General features: G+C 63.6%; 12 protein-coding genes. 8 read left to right on the forward strand and 4 right to left on the reverse strand.

From position 1 onward, the window contains the following. Nucleotides 1–28: 28 nt before the first annotated feature. Together argC and YU3_RS0134820 are read left to right on the forward strand one after the other, a co-directional pair. The gene (argC, locus tag YU3_RS0134810) at nt 29–961 is read left to right on the forward strand and encodes an N-acetyl-gamma-glutamyl-phosphate reductase (RefSeq protein WP_027170459.1); all 933 of its coding nucleotides are present in this window, start codon (nt 29–31) and stop codon (nt 959–961) included. Nucleotides 962–1081: 120 nt separating this feature from the next. Next, complete coding sequence (locus tag YU3_RS0134820) at nt 1082–1915, forward strand: aminoglycoside phosphotransferase family protein (protein ID WP_027170460.1); 834 nt, start codon at nt 1082–1084, stop codon at nt 1913–1915. Here YU3_RS0134820 and YU3_RS0134825 read toward each other — a convergent pair. After that, the gene (locus tag YU3_RS0134825; protein ID WP_027170461.1) at nt 1905–2993 is read right to left on the reverse strand and encodes a COX15/CtaA family protein; all 1089 of its coding nucleotides are present in this window, start codon (nt 2991–2993) and stop codon (nt 1905–1907) included. The genes YU3_RS0134820 and YU3_RS0134825 overlap by 11 nt on opposite strands. 151 nt (nt 2994–3144) lie before the next feature. Here YU3_RS0134825 and YU3_RS0134830 point away from each other — a divergent pair, with 151 nt between their 5' ends. Beyond that, nucleotides 3145–3360: a DUF2842 domain-containing protein gene (locus YU3_RS0134830; protein WP_027170462.1), complete on the forward strand. Its 216-nt coding sequence runs from the start codon at nt 3145–3147 to the stop codon at nt 3358–3360. A gap of 58 nt (nt 3361–3418) precedes the next feature. Here YU3_RS0134830 and YU3_RS0134835 read toward each other — a convergent pair whose 3' ends face one another. Continuing rightward, nucleotides 3419–4477 carry a polysaccharide deacetylase family protein gene (locus tag YU3_RS0134835; protein WP_027170463.1) on the reverse strand — a complete coding sequence of 353 codons (1059 nt, stop codon included), beginning with the start codon at nt 4475–4477 and terminating at the stop codon, nt 3419–3421. A gap of 90 nt (nt 4478–4567) precedes the next feature. Between YU3_RS0134835 and YU3_RS0134840 the strand changes: the two genes are divergently transcribed. Then, nucleotides 4568–5800 (forward strand): GNAT family N-acetyltransferase, encoded by a 1233-nt coding sequence (locus YU3_RS0134840; RefSeq protein WP_027170464.1) that lies wholly within the window; start codon nt 4568–4570, stop codon nt 5798–5800. A 250-nt stretch (nt 5801–6050) separates the two neighbouring features. Further along, complete coding sequence (locus tag YU3_RS0134845) at nt 6051–6287, forward strand: hypothetical protein (RefSeq protein WP_027170465.1); 237 nt, start codon at nt 6051–6053, stop codon at nt 6285–6287. Between the two features lie 74 nt (nt 6288–6361). Here YU3_RS0134845 and YU3_RS0134850 read toward each other — a convergent pair whose 3' ends face one another. Both YU3_RS0134850 and YU3_RS0134855 read right to left on the reverse strand, forming a co-directional pair. Beyond that, nucleotides 6362–6796: a peptidylprolyl isomerase gene (locus YU3_RS0134850; RefSeq protein WP_027170466.1), complete on the reverse strand. Its 435-nt coding sequence runs from the start codon at nt 6794–6796 to the stop codon at nt 6362–6364. 260 nt (nt 6797–7056) lie between these two features. After that, entirely contained in the window at nt 7057–9297 is a 2241-nt protein-coding gene (locus tag YU3_RS0134855; protein WP_027170467.1) for an exopolysaccharide transport family protein, read from the reverse strand. Nucleotides 9298–9559: 262 nt separating this feature from the next. Between YU3_RS0134855 and YU3_RS0134860 the strand changes: the two genes are divergently transcribed. The 3 genes from YU3_RS0134860 (at nt 9560) to YU3_RS0134870 (ending at nt 12898) form a co-directional block, all read left to right on the forward strand. Beyond that, a complete protein-coding gene (locus YU3_RS0134860; RefSeq protein ID WP_027170468.1) occupies nt 9560–10123 on the forward strand; it encodes a polysaccharide biosynthesis/export family protein in 564 nt (187 codons plus the stop codon). 10 nt (nt 10124–10133) lie between these two features. Beyond that, entirely contained in the window at nt 10134–11264 is a 1131-nt protein-coding gene (locus YU3_RS0134865) for a glycosyltransferase (protein ID WP_027170469.1), read from the forward strand. 98 nt (nt 11265–11362) lie between these two features. Further along, nucleotides 11363–12898: an undecaprenyl-phosphate glucose phosphotransferase gene (locus YU3_RS0134870; protein ID WP_027170470.1), complete on the forward strand. Its 1536-nt coding sequence runs from the start codon at nt 11363–11365 to the stop codon at nt 12896–12898. The last annotated feature ends 69 nt before the right edge of the window (nt 12899–12967 follow it).

Here is a 12967-nt window from a genome sequence, read left to right on the forward strand (position 1 = left end):
CATTGGAATCGCAGGGAATCTGGCAGATATGAAACCGAAGATCTTCATTGATGGCGAGCACGGCACGACAGGGCTGCAGATCAGGGCCCTGCTGGCCGACCGTAGCGACCTGGAGATCATTTCCATCCCTACGGAGCGTCGCAAGGAAGCCGCCGCCCGTGCCGAATTCCTCAACGCGGCCGACGTCGCGATCCTCTGCCTGCCGGATGCGGCGGCGAAGGAAAGCGTGTCGCTGATCGAGAACGACACGACCAAGGTGATCGACGCCTCGACCGCGCATCGCGTCGCCGAGGGCTGGGAGTATGGCTTCGCCGAAATGGACAAGGACCAGGCGACGAAGATCGCCAACGCGAAACGCATCGCCAACCCCGGCTGCTGGCCGCAAGGGCCGATCGCGACGTTGCGGCCGCTGGTTGCGGCCGGCCTGCTGCCGCCCGACTTCCCAGTTACCGTCAACGGCATTTCAGGCTATTCCGGCGGCGGCCGACCGATGATCGAGGACTATGTCGGCAAGGGTGAGGAAGCGCCCGAGTTCCTTCCCTATGGGCTGACGCTGCAGCACAAGCATGTGCCGGAGCTCCGCACCTACGCGAAGCTGTCGCACGACCCGATCATGCAGCCGGCAGTGGGAAATTTCGCGCAAGGCATGATCACGGTGGTGCCGCTGCAGCTCGGCGGTCTCGACCGCGTGCCGACAGGCGCCGAACTCCACGCGGCGATCGCAGATCACTATGCGTCGATCGATGGCGGCGTGGTCGAGGTCGCGCCTTACGCGCATATGGAGCGCATGCCGGAAATCGATCCGGAGGTCTATAACGGCACCAACCGGATGAAGGTCTATGTGTTCGCCAATGACGAGCGGGCGCAGGCGCTGCTGCTCGCCGTCTACGACAATCTCGGCAAGGGCGCTTCCGGCGCCGCAGTGCAGAACCTGGACCTCATGCTCGGCATCAAGCACTAGAGACGGATGATTTCAGGTCGAATCGACCTGAAATCTGAATCCGTCTCTAAATCAAGGAAGTAGAGCATGATGTCGTCCGAAAACCGCTTCACACTTTTCGGCATCATGCTCTAAGCGACAATGCAGGCGTTTCCTGAGCGCTGGAAGATCAGCGCTCCCGAGCTCATTGCCGAGACATTTTCGAGCCGGATCTGGAAGGTGACGCGCGAGGATAGCTCGCCGGCAATCGTCAAGGATCTGAAACCCTTCGACGACGTCGCGGACGAGCTGCGCGGCGAGCATTACCTCGCCTGGCGGCGCGGCGAAGGCGCGGTCCGCCTGCTCGGCCGTGACGGCAATCGCATGCTGCTCGAATATGCCGGCGACAAGCTGCTTTCCGGGCATCTCGCGGAGCACGGCGACGATGCGGCGACCGCGATCGCGGCCGAGGTGATGGCAAAGCTCTTCTCGCGCTCGCAGCACCCTGCCCCGCCGGACCTGCAGCCGCTGCGGGAACGCTATGTCAGCTTGTTTCGAGTGGCCAAAGCCGACCGGAATGCCGGGCGGCATGGCCTCTATGTCGAGGCAGCCGACATTGCCGAGCGCCTGCTTTTTGACCCGCGTGACGTCAGGCCGCTGCATGGCGACCTGCACCACGACAACATCCTGCTCGGGCCGCGCGGCTGGCTGGCGATTGACCCCAAGGGCGCCATCGGCGATCCCGGCTTCGACGCGGCGAACATGTTCTACAATCCGCTCGACCGTGACGATCTCTGCCTCGATCCGCGCCGGATCGCGCATATGGCCGAAGTGTTCGGCAGGACGCTTGGACAGCCGCCACGCGCCATCCTCGACCATGCGATCGCCTATGGCTGCCTGTCGGCTGCTTGGCATCGCGAGGACAAAAACGCGGTCGACGAGAACCGGGAGTTGGCCGTTGCTGGCGCCGTTCGCAAGGTCCGCCTTAGCTTCTGACCTTGACCTCGGTCGGCAGCGGATATGCGCCCTTGGTGCCGCGCCAATGCGCGGCGGCGAAGCCGAGCAGGACCAGCGCAAAACCCTGATGGGCAAGCGCCATATGCAGCGGCACCTGCATCAACAGCGTGCCGATGCCGATCGAAGCCTGCACCACGACAAGCAGGAACAGCAACGTGGCGCGGCGCGCATGTGTGGTGCCCGGCAAACGCCGCCATGTGGCGATCATCTGCCATAGCGCCACCAAGAACACCGTGTAGGCGCCGATGCGATGCACGAACTGCACTGTCTTCGGGTTCTCGAAGAAGTTGCGCCAGGCGGGCTCGAGCAGCAAGAGATCGGACGGGATCAGCTTCCCGTCCATCAGCGGCCATGTGTTGTAGGACATGCCGGCATCGAGGCCGGCGACCAATCCTCCAAGGTAGATCTGGGTCAGCGCCAGGAGCACGACGAAGCCGGCGAGCCGCTGTGTCGAGCGGTCGGCAGCCGGCTCGGAATGCGGCGCCAGGCCACGCGCCACCACCATGGTCGCGGTGAAGATCAACGCGGCAAGGGTCAGATGTGTCGCCAGCCTGTACTGGCTGACCGACACGCGGTCGACCAGACCCGAAGCCACCATCCACCAGCCGATGGCGCCCTGCAGGCCGCCAAGCAGGAGGATACCGACGAGCTTCGGCCTGAGGCCGCGCTCGATACGCCGCGTCACCCAGAAGAACAGGAGCGGCAAGGCAAAGACGACGCCGACGCTGCGCGCAAGGATGCGATGCGCCCACTCCCACCAGAAGATCGACTTGAAGGCCTCGATGCTCATGCCCTTGTTGAGCTCGGCATATTGCGGGATCTGCTGGTAGCGCTGGAACTCTTCCTGCCATTCGGCAGCATTCAGCGGCGGGATGACGCCATGGATCGGCTGCCATTCGGTGATCGACAGACCGGACTCGGTCAGCCGCGTCGCGCCGCCGACCAGCACCAGCGCGAACAGCACAAACACCACGACGTACAGCCAGCCGCGCACCAAGGCGCGGTTATGCAGGTCGCGGTCGCGTGCGGCATAAGGAGCCGCGGTGATGGCAGCCATTTCGCTTTCCCGGCGGTTGAAACGCGCGATTGGTGGACCAAGGCTCGCGTCGTGGCAAGACTGCATAGCGCGGCACGCCGTCGCGCCGGACCGCGACGGTTGCGCGCGGGCTCCAATCGGCCTAAGCGGGGCTGCTCAACGAGACCGCGATATGCCCATTCGCCTGAAAAAGCTGATCGGAACCATACTGCTGGTGGCGCTGGTCATCATCTACGCGCTGATCGCCTCCGCCGTCGCGGTCACCAGGCTTGCCGAATACGGACCCACGGCGCATCTCCTGTTCTTCCTGCTCAGCGGATTTCTCTGGGTACTGCCGGCCATGGCCATCATCAAATGGCTGATCATCGAGCCGCGCCCGAAGGTCTGACCCCCGCTGGCGTCAGGCAAGCGCAAAACGCGAACGTGATTGGCAGTGTTGATGCCAGTTAAATCGTGACGACCATCTTGCCGGCATTGGCGAGCGGCGTCGTGATGCCGGACAGCATCGTTCGGATATGGGCTACGCTCTGATAGCGGCCATTGATGGAGATGCGCGGCAGCGCATGCAGGAAGCCGGCGTGCTCGGCACGCAGCACACCATGCCGTGTGGTCACCGCCGAAACATAGTCGGCGTCGCGGGCAAAACCCACCTCGCGGCAGCCGACCGCGCTGGCATAGCCGTATGGGTAGGCCAGATGGCGTGGCTCCTCGCCGAGCTTTTCCGCGAGGATGCGGCGGACGTCGCCGATCTCATGGCGCGCGTCGGGCTCGGGCAGCCGCTTCAGGTTCCTATGATTGACGGTGTGTGCGCCGATGGTCACCAGCGGGTGCGCGGCCATGGCGCGAAGCTCATCCCAATTCATCAAGGTGCATGGGCGGCCTGAGCCAAATTCGAACCCGTTCGAACGAGCCAGCTGGCGCAGCGCGGCGCCCTGCTCTTCCTCGGAGACTTCCAAGGTCAGCCAAGCGTTCAGCCGCGCGACAGCCTGTATCTTTCTGCCAGGCGTCGAGCAATCGATGACAGTCGACTTGCCCGCTATGTTCAGTGTCAGGCGCGAACTGGTGTCGACGATGTCCTCGATCACGTCCCACCAGAGGTCGGCGGCACCGTCGATCAAACCGGGCGCGACATAGATGGTGATCGGCGCCCCGTGCCTTTCCAGCACCGGCAGCGCCTCGGTCATGTTGTCGCGATAGGCGTCGTCGGCGGTGATCGTGGCGAACAGGCCACCCTTGCCACCGCCCCTTATGCGTTCGATCGCTTCATCAAGGGAAACAAAGGCATACCCCCGCCCCTTCATGTCGGCGATCAACCGGTCGAGGAAGGCCGGGGCGATGTTCAGATGGCGATTGACGCCGTTCGGCTTCTCCGGAGTCGCAGTGACGCGGTGCAGCATCAGGATGGCGCCAATGCCGCCTACAAACGGCCGCGCCAGCGGCGCAAGGCCGGAGTAGCGGGCAAGGTTCAACGCCAGTTTCCGGATAGCCTCGCCCCCGTCGATCATTCCTTCACCTTTTGCGCCTAGGCTCATTCCAAGCACGGGTTGCGCCTTGCGAACCCCAGGTTGCAACCAATACGTCTTAAGGATTGAGGGATGGTTGACGCCGCCACGTCATTTGACGGCAACCGGGTCGCGGCCAACGAGGCTTCCGTACGCCCCATGCGAGCCGATCAGGGCCGGTGGACGGCGACCGCGTGCGATGGCACCGGCCTTGCCGACTACGCGCACTTCTGCGTCTCGGCGCTGTTTGCACCGGCACAAAGCGCGGCCTGGGTGAGCAACTGGGCGACGGCAACCGGCGCGGACATCGTCATCGGAACGCTAAGCGCTGAAGGTCGTCCCGCGCTTTCGCTGGCACTGGAGGTGGCGCGCCGTGGCCCGTTCAAGCTTGCCCGTTTCGTCGGCGGACGCCACGCCAACGGCAATTTCGCCGCGGCTGACCCGCGGTTCCTGCCTGCCATCGACGGCCTGGCGATCCGCTCGATGTTCCAGGCAATCGCCAGGGCGCGGCCGGACATCGACCTCATCTCGCTGGAAAGGCTGCTGCCGGACCTTGATGGCATCGCCAACCCGCTCGCCGCGCTGCCCAATTTCCCAAGCCCGAATCTTGCACTCGCGGTCGATCTCGACGGCGGGTTCGAGGCGTTGCTGTCGCGCGCAAGCGGCAAGCGCAAACGCAAGAAGCACCGCTCGCAGACGCGCAAGTTCGAGGCCGTCGGCACCTTCTGCCGCATCGAGGCCCGCACTCGCGAGGAGGTCGACAGGCTGCTCGACGCCTTCCTCGAGATGAAGGAGTCGCGTTTCGCCAAGATGGGCATCGCCAACGTGTTCGGCGACAGCCGAGTACGCGACTTCTTCCGGGCGCTGTTTGCCGGTGCGCTGACGGAGGAGAACCCGTCCTTCCTGCTGCACGGCTTGGACGTGGCGGGAAAGCTGCGCGCGGTAACCGGCTCCAGCCGCTCAGGCAAGCGACTGATCTGCGAGTTCGGCGCCATCGCCGAGGACGACCTCGCTTTCACCAGCCCCGGCGACTTCCTGTTCTTCGACAATATCCAGGAAGCCTGCGAGCTCGGCTTCGACTTGTACGACTTCTCGGTCGGCGATGAGCCCTACAAGCGGCTCTGGTGCGATGTCGAGATCCAGCATTTCGAGGTGCTTGCGCCGCTGACGTTGAAGGGCCGCGCACTGTCAACGACCATGAGGCAAGGCGCACGCGCCAAGGCCTTCATCAAGAACAACCCGACGGTCTGGAAGCTGACCAAGATGCTGCGCCGGAAGGCGGCCGGCCAGGCGGCAGCGCCTGCCGCTGCCGAGGACGACAGCTAAAGCGCGTTGCGCTGAAACGGATTCAGGCGACACGCTTCAAGTCATTGTTTTGATGCAGGTCGTTGTCCCAGAACCGCTGCGCACTTCTGGGCGACATGTATTAGCTCCGGAAAGCCTTTCGGCAAGTCGCGCAATCGCCGTCGAGTTCCCGACTGAAATCGTCGAGCAGGTCGAGGTTGAGACCTTCAAATGGCCTTGAGCGGAACCTATCGCCAGCCGAGAGGTTGTCGCACTCAGAAGGAGAACGGCCATGGCCAAGTGCGACCAGTGCGGCAATGACTACGACAAGGCATTCCAAGTGAGCCTGGGCGAGCAGAACTACACGTTTGACAGCTTCGAGTGTGCGATCCAGAAGCTCGCGCCGACATGCCCTCATTGCAGTGCACGGATCATCGGGCATGGCGTCGAGCAGGGCGATATCATCTATTGCTGCGCGCATTGCGCCGCGCAGGAAGGATCCAACGCCCTGATCGATCGCGCGCCTTGACATTCGCGATCTGCCCCTCCTCTGGAGGAGGTAGCGCTCTTGACCGCGAACCTGAGCGGACCTTCGAGTTCCAGCTACGCCGCCTGAACGATCTCGACCAGTTCTACGTCGAACACAAGGTCCTTTCCGGCCAGCGGATGATTGCCGTCGAGCTTGACGCTGGCGTCGTCCACGCCGACGACCGTTACCTGCATGGCGCGTCCTTCGCGGGTGCGGGCCTGCAATTGGGTGCCAATATCGACGTTGATGTTTTCCGGCACGCTGGCGCGGTCGATGGTTACGACCGCTTCGGGGCGATGGGGGCCATAGGCGTCGTCGGCGGGGACGGTGACGGTGCTTTGGGTGCCGACCTCCATGCCCTCGACATGGGTTTCGAGACCGGGAATCACCTGTCCTTCACCCAGTGTGAATTGCAGCGGCTCACTGCCGGAGGAATCGAATTGGGTGCCGTCGGCCAGACGTCCGGTATAGTTGATGCGTACAGTGTCGCCATTCTTGGCCTGTGTCATAGCAGCCATCCTTTGGGAGTTTTGGAGGGACCGGCCTAGAGTCCACGGTCCCGCTCTCGATCATCCACGCACGAAAGCGCGCGGGGCGAAACGCTAAAACTAGGTGCTCTGCTGCCGATGTAAAGTGCAGGAGCTGGCGAGAAATGTCCTGGTTCAGCCCTGCACCTAAAGCGCGTCGCGCTGAAACGGATTCAGGCGCCGCACTTTAAGTCTTTGTTTTGATGCATGTCGTTGTCGCAGAACCGCTGCGGCGTTCAGCCCTATGCAGCCGAGCGGCGACCCGGCACCGGCGTTCCCGGCGGCTCGTGGCCGACCGGGGTGACCAGCGTCAGGTCCGGATAGCCGTTTTCGATCAGCTTCACCGCAGCTTGCGTCACCTGGTCGTCGGCCTCCAGCATCGACAGGAAGACCTCGGTGCCGTCGCCGACCAGGCGGCCGATGCCTTGCGCGTCGGCCGGACCGCATTCGACCACGACGAGGTCATAGGCCGTGGTGAGCGACTGCATGATGATCGGCAACCGGTCGGCGGCGCGCATGGCGCGGACCGGATCGGCGGTGCCAACCGGGATGACATGTGCATCCGAATAGAGATCGGGATGGATGACGTCGCTGAACTGCGCCTCGGAGGCCAGAAGATTGGTGACGCCTGGAAACAGGCTTGAGTCCAGCATCGGCCGCGACGCCGCACCCGATGCGGTAAGATCGAGCAGCAGCACGCGCAGGCCGGCATCGGAGACTTCGCGCGCCACCAGCACGGCGGACGCGGCCGCCTCGTCGCCCTCGGGTGACACGAAGATCGCGCGCGCCGCGCCGGAAGCGATCAGCTTCTCCGCCGCCTTGTCGACATCGATCTCGCCGAGCTTCGACGGGGGCGCTTCGGGTTGCGCAACGGCTGCGCTGCTGGGTGCTGCCTCAACGGGCGCTGCCTCACTCGCCTTGATGGCTGCCGCCCTCTGAGGCGGCGTCTCAACCATAGGCTCACTGGCCACGACCTCTTCGTAGGGGGCAAAGGGGCCGCCATTATCCTCGGCTTCAGCGACCAACGGCTCGGTGCGCGCGGCAGGCATCGCCACCTGCTCTATGTTCTCAAAGCGCGCACCCGGAGCCGGACTCATGGCGCGGCCGGAGAACAGTTCGCCGAGCAGCGTGCCGATCGCCATCAGCAGCAGCGAAGCAGCGGCGGCGGCACCGGTGATCGGCCCGATCTTTGGAAAGTAGGGCTGCGACGGCACTTGGGCTTTCGCGATCAGGCTCGCCGCGACAGGCAGGTATTTGCGATCCGTGCGCGAGGCCGCCGCATTGTAGCTTGCCATATAGGATTCAAGCTGTTGGCGCTGAACATTCGCGTCGCGCTGCAAGGCGTCCAGCTGGACCTGCTGCTCGCCGGCGCGCGCGGAGGCGGCCTTCAGGGTGTTGACGTCGGCAATCAGCTGATCCTCGCGGGCCTTGGCCGTCTGGGCCTGCGCCGACAATCCCCGGATGATCTTTTGGGCCTCGTTGCGAATCTGGCCGTCGAGGTCGGCAAGCTGCGACTTGAGCGCTCGAATGCGTGGATGGTTGTCGAGCAGGGTCGTGGAAAGATCGGCGATGTTGGACCTGAGCTCCACCTGGCGCTCGCGCAGGCGCTGGATCAGGTCGGAAGACAGGACTTCCGGCACACTGTCCAGCGAACCGCCATTCTGCAGCGCCCGACGCACACTGTCGGCGCTCGCCTCGGCGGCGGCGCGATTGGCGCGCACTCGCGATAGTTCACTCGACAACTCGGAGAGCTGCTGAGTCGGAAGCACCGAATTGTTGCCGCCCATCAGAAGGTCCGACTGGCCGCGGAACGCCGCGACCTTGGCCTCGGCGTCCTTCACGCGATTCTGCAGGTCGGCGATTTCCGGCGCGAGGAAGTCGGTTGCGGCGGCGTTCGATTCGAGCTTGGCGTCGCCCTTCGAGGCGATATAGGCCTCGGCGATGCCGTTCGCGATCGCAGCGGCAAGCTTGGGATCCTGCGAGGCGAACTCAATCGCGATCGCGCGCGTCTTTTCAACGGCGAAGACATTGAGCTTGTCGTGCATCGCATTCAGCACGCGCTCATCCGGCGGGATATCGAAGGGATCGCTTTTCAAGCCGACGAGAACAAGGATGCGCCCAAGTGCCGACATCTTCAGCGCCTCGTCGAACTCCGGCAACTTGTCCAGGTTGAGCTTGGTCGCGACCTGCTTGAGGATGTCGGGAGAGGAAATGATCTGGACCTGGGTGGCCACCCCCTGCTCGTCGAGGATCGGCTTGTCGTCGTCGTTCGTGCCCGGAGGCCGGGTGAACTCCGATTCGCGCGAGCCGATTTCCAGCTTGGCCGTCGCCTTATAGTACGGCGTCGCGAGCCAGGCGAAAGCAAAGGCCAATCCGGTGACCAGAAGCGTGACAAAAACGATGCGCAGCCAGTTCCGCCCCAGGCTGGCGAAAAGCTGTCTCAGGTCGACATCGACATCTGCGGCCGCGGACTGAACGGACATGCATCCTGCTCCGAACTATGAGTCGAGGATGGACCGTAAACAACTATGGTAACTCACCCGTTAAGATCAGAACGCAAGCTTATTAGAGAGCCCTCAAAGAAGATTGAGCGAAAGCAATAGAACAATTGGGCTTTTTGCCGATCCGCGCCGTCTCGAACCGCACTCCTTTACCACCCATTAACCCTAACAGGATGATAACGGGCGCACTTTCCTGGGGTTGGCCGCGGCTTGCGGCAAGAGCGATGAAGGTTCCTGGCCGGTCATGAAAAGCACTGCTTCCCTCTTTCGCGCTTTGCTTGCCTTGTCGCTGCTCACCGGCTGCTCGAGCTACCGCCCGACACCCGCAGCCTTCCATGAAGTGCTCGACCAGCCCTACCGACTCGGCGCCGGTGATCGCGTCCGCGTCACGGTGTTCGAGCAGGACGGCCTGACCAACACCTACAGCGTCGACCAGTCCGGCTATCTCTCCTTCCCGCTTGTCGGGGCTATTCCGGCGCGCGGCCACACCGCGCAGCAGCTGGAAAAGGAAATCGCCGACAAGTTGCGCCAAGGCTATCTGCGCGATCCCGACGTTTCGGTCGAGATCGACCGCTACCGGCCGATCTTCGTCATGGGCGAAGTCGGCGCCGCCGGCCAGTATTCCTACGTGCCGGGCCTCACGGTGCAGAAAGCGGTCGCGATCGCAGGCGGCTTCACACCGCGCGCGAATCAGGAGAGCGTCGATATCACCCGCGACATCAACGGCAAAGTGATGACCGGGCGGGTGCTGACATCCGACCCGCTCCTGCCCGGCGACACCGTCTACGTCCGCGAACGCCTGTTCTGAAAAAACCGTCGTGGCGGTGACCCTTAGGATCGTCCACTGCTTTCGCTCACCTGTCGGGGGAATCTTCCGGCATGTGCGCGACCTGACCGAGGCGCAGGTCGCCGCCGGCCATGCGGTGGGCATCGTCTGCGACTCGACCACCGGCGGCGACTATGAGGAGCGTCTTTTCGAGGCGATGAAGGACAGCCTGGCGCTCGGCATCCATCGTACGCCGATGCAGCGCCATGTCGGGCCGGGCGACATCGCCTCGGCCTGGCGCACCTACCGAATCATCCAGGAATTGCGGCCGGACGTGCTGCACGGGCACGGCGCCAAGGGCGGCGCCTATGCCCGGCTGTTCGGCTCACTGTTGCGGGTATCAAGGTTTCGCGTTGCCCGCCTCTACTCGCCGCATGGCGGCTCCCTCCACTATGACGAAACGACGGTGACAGGAAAGCTGTTCTTCGGCCTGGAGCGCTTCATGGCGCGCTTCACCGACTGCCTGCTGTTCGTTTCCGACTACGAGCGCAACACCTACCGCCGCAAGGTCGGCGAACCGCCCATCCCCAACGCGTTGGTCTATAACGGCCTGCGCGCCGCCGAATTCGAACCGGTGGTGACGGCGGCAAATGCCGCCGATTTCTTATACATCGGGATGATGCGCGACCTGAAAGGCCCGGATATCTTCATCGATGCGCTGGCCTTGGCCGGCAACGAGCTCGGGCGCCCCTTAAGCGCGGTGATGGTCGGCGACGGCGACGACCTGGTGCGCTACCACGCGCAGGTCGAACGGCTCGGTCTCAAGCGCCAGGTCCATTTCCTGCCGCCGATGCCGGCAAGGGAGGCTTTCGCGCTGGCCGAGCTGATCGTCGTGCCGTCCCGCGCGGAGGCGATGCCCTATATCGTGCTCGAGGCTCTCGCCGCCGGTATGCCAATGATCGCGACCGCGGTCGGCGGCATTCCGGAAATCTTCGGCGAAGGCTCTCCTGCCCTGATCCGGCCGGATCCCGGCGAGCTTGCCGGCAAGATGGCGACGGCGCTCATAGACTTCGACGCCTATCGGAAACTGATGCCACAGGCCGGCGAGTTGAAGGCCCGATTCGGAGCCGATGTGATGGCGTCCGAGATCGAGAAGGCCTATTTCGCCGCGCTGAACAAATAACCGCGGCCGCCCGCAACCGCTCCAAAACCACTGGTTGTTTCAAGGCTTTCTTAGCTCTCTTTTGCTATGCAGTTGCGCGAAGCTGGCGGACAGTTCCCATGAATGAGATCGACCCCGCGCGCCGCTTTTCCATTGATGCGGTGCGCAATTACGACGCTCCGGCCGGGAGCGAAAACCCGGGCGGCATCAACGATGTGGCGCGCCAGGTCGCCTCGCAATACCGGCGCGATACCATGTCGCCGATCATGGTCAGCGGCGTGCTGCGCATGGTCGAGTTCGCGCTACTGTTCCTGTCCGGGCTCGGCGTCTATTTCTACTATGTCGGCTTCTTCAATTATCTGGCCTGGCAATATCCGCTGGCGATCGCGGCGACATCGTTCCTGGCCGTGGTGCTGCTAGACGTGACCGACTGCTACCAGATCGCGGCGCTGATGCGCCCGCTCGCCAATTTCGGCCGCGTGCTGCTGGTCTGGGCCGGCAGCTTCGCGCTGATGGCGCTCACCGCCTTCGCCATCAAGACGTCGGGAGACTATTCGCGCCTGCTGTTCGGCACGTGGTTCGTCGCCGGCTTGTTGCTGGTCTCCGGCCTCAGGCTGGTGATGTCCAGGCTCATCCGGCGCTGGGCGCGCGACGGCCGCATGGAGCGCCGCGCGCTGATCGTCGGCGGCGGCAAGGCGGCCGAGCAGCTGATCCGCTCGGTCGAGAAGCAGCCTTACAACGATATCCGCATCTGCGGCATCTTCGACGACCGCAACGACAAGCGCTCGCCGCCGATCGTCGCCGGCTATCCCAAGCTCGGCACGATCTCGGAGCTCATCGAATTCGCCCGCATCGCGCGCATCGACATGCTGATCGTGTCGCTGCCGCTGACCGCAGAATCGCGCGTCTTGCAGCTTCTGAAGAAGCTCTGGGTGCTGCCGGTCGACATCCGGCTCTCGGCGCATTCGAACGCGCTGCAGTTCCGGCCGCGCGCCTATTCCTACATCGGCTCGGTGCCGATGCTCGACATCTTCGACAAGCCGATCAACGACTGGGATTCGGTCGCCAAACGCGCTTTTGACATCGTCTTCTCGCTGATCGGCATCATCGTCTTCTCGCCGGTGATGCTAGCCACCGCGATCGCCATCAAGCTCGACAGCAAGGGTCCGGTGCTGTTCAAGCAGAAGCGGCACGGCTTCAACAACGAAATCATCGAGGTCTACAAATTCCGCTCGATGTTCACCGACAGGTCCGACCCGACCGCCAAGCAGACGGTGACCAAGAACGATCCGCGCGTCACCCGCGTCGGCCGTTTCATCCGCAAGACCTCGATCGACGAATTGCCGCAGTTCTTCAATTCGCTGCTCGGTTCGCTGTCGCTGGTCGGGCCGCGCCCGCACGCCATTGCCGCGCAGTCGCACAACCTGCTCTACAACGAGGTGGTCGACGGCTATTTCGCCCGCCACAAGGTCAAGCCCGGCGTCACCGGCTGGGCGCAGATCAATGGCTGGCGCGGCGAGATGGACACCAACGAAAAGATCCGCATGCGCACCGAATACGACCTCTATTACATCGAGAACTGGTCGATGCTGTTCGACCTGCGCATCCTGTTCCTGACGCCGATCCGCCTGCTCAACACGGAAAACGCCTATTGAGCGCCATCGCCCATGAATTGCCCGCGTCGGCGGTCAACAAGTTGCAGCCGCAGGCTGTCAACAAGTTGC

Origin of the sequence: Mesorhizobium sp. WSM3224 (assembly GCF_000427725.1) — a bacterium.
Taxonomy (GTDB): Bacteria; Pseudomonadota; Alphaproteobacteria; order Rhizobiales; family Rhizobiaceae; genus Mesorhizobium.

Bases quoted from the DNA above. Each gene is read 5' to 3' on its own strand.
- argC (WP_027170459.1), top strand. From the start codon at position 29: ATGAAACCGAAGATCTTCATTGATGGCGAGCACGGCACGACAGGGCTG.
- YU3_RS0134820 (WP_027170460.1), top strand. From the start codon at position 1,082: ATGCAGGCGTTTCCTGAGCGCTGGAAGATCAGCGCTCCCGAGCTCATT.
- YU3_RS0134825 (WP_027170461.1), bottom strand. From the start codon at position 2,993: ATGGCTGCCATCACCGCGGCTCCTTATGCCGCACGCGACCGCGACCTG.
- YU3_RS0134830 (WP_027170462.1), top strand. From the start codon at position 3,145: ATGCCCATTCGCCTGAAAAAGCTGATCGGAACCATACTGCTGGTGGCG.
- YU3_RS0134835 (WP_027170463.1), bottom strand. From the start codon at position 4,477: ATGATCGACGGGGGCGAGGCTATCCGGAAACTGGCGTTGAACCTTGCC.
- YU3_RS0134840 (WP_027170464.1), top strand. From the start codon at position 4,568: ATGGTTGACGCCGCCACGTCATTTGACGGCAACCGGGTCGCGGCCAAC.
- YU3_RS0134845 (WP_027170465.1), top strand. From the start codon at position 6,051: ATGGCCAAGTGCGACCAGTGCGGCAATGACTACGACAAGGCATTCCAA.
- YU3_RS0134850 (WP_027170466.1), bottom strand. From the start codon at position 6,796: ATGACACAGGCCAAGAATGGCGACACTGTACGCATCAACTATACCGGA.
- YU3_RS0134855 (WP_027170467.1), bottom strand. From the start codon at position 9,297: ATGTCCGTTCAGTCCGCGGCCGCAGATGTCGATGTCGACCTGAGACAG.
- YU3_RS0134860 (WP_027170468.1), top strand. From the start codon at position 9,560: ATGAAAAGCACTGCTTCCCTCTTTCGCGCTTTGCTTGCCTTGTCGCTG.
- YU3_RS0134870 (WP_027170470.1), top strand. From the start codon at position 11,363: ATGAATGAGATCGACCCCGCGCGCCGCTTTTCCATTGATGCGGTGCGC.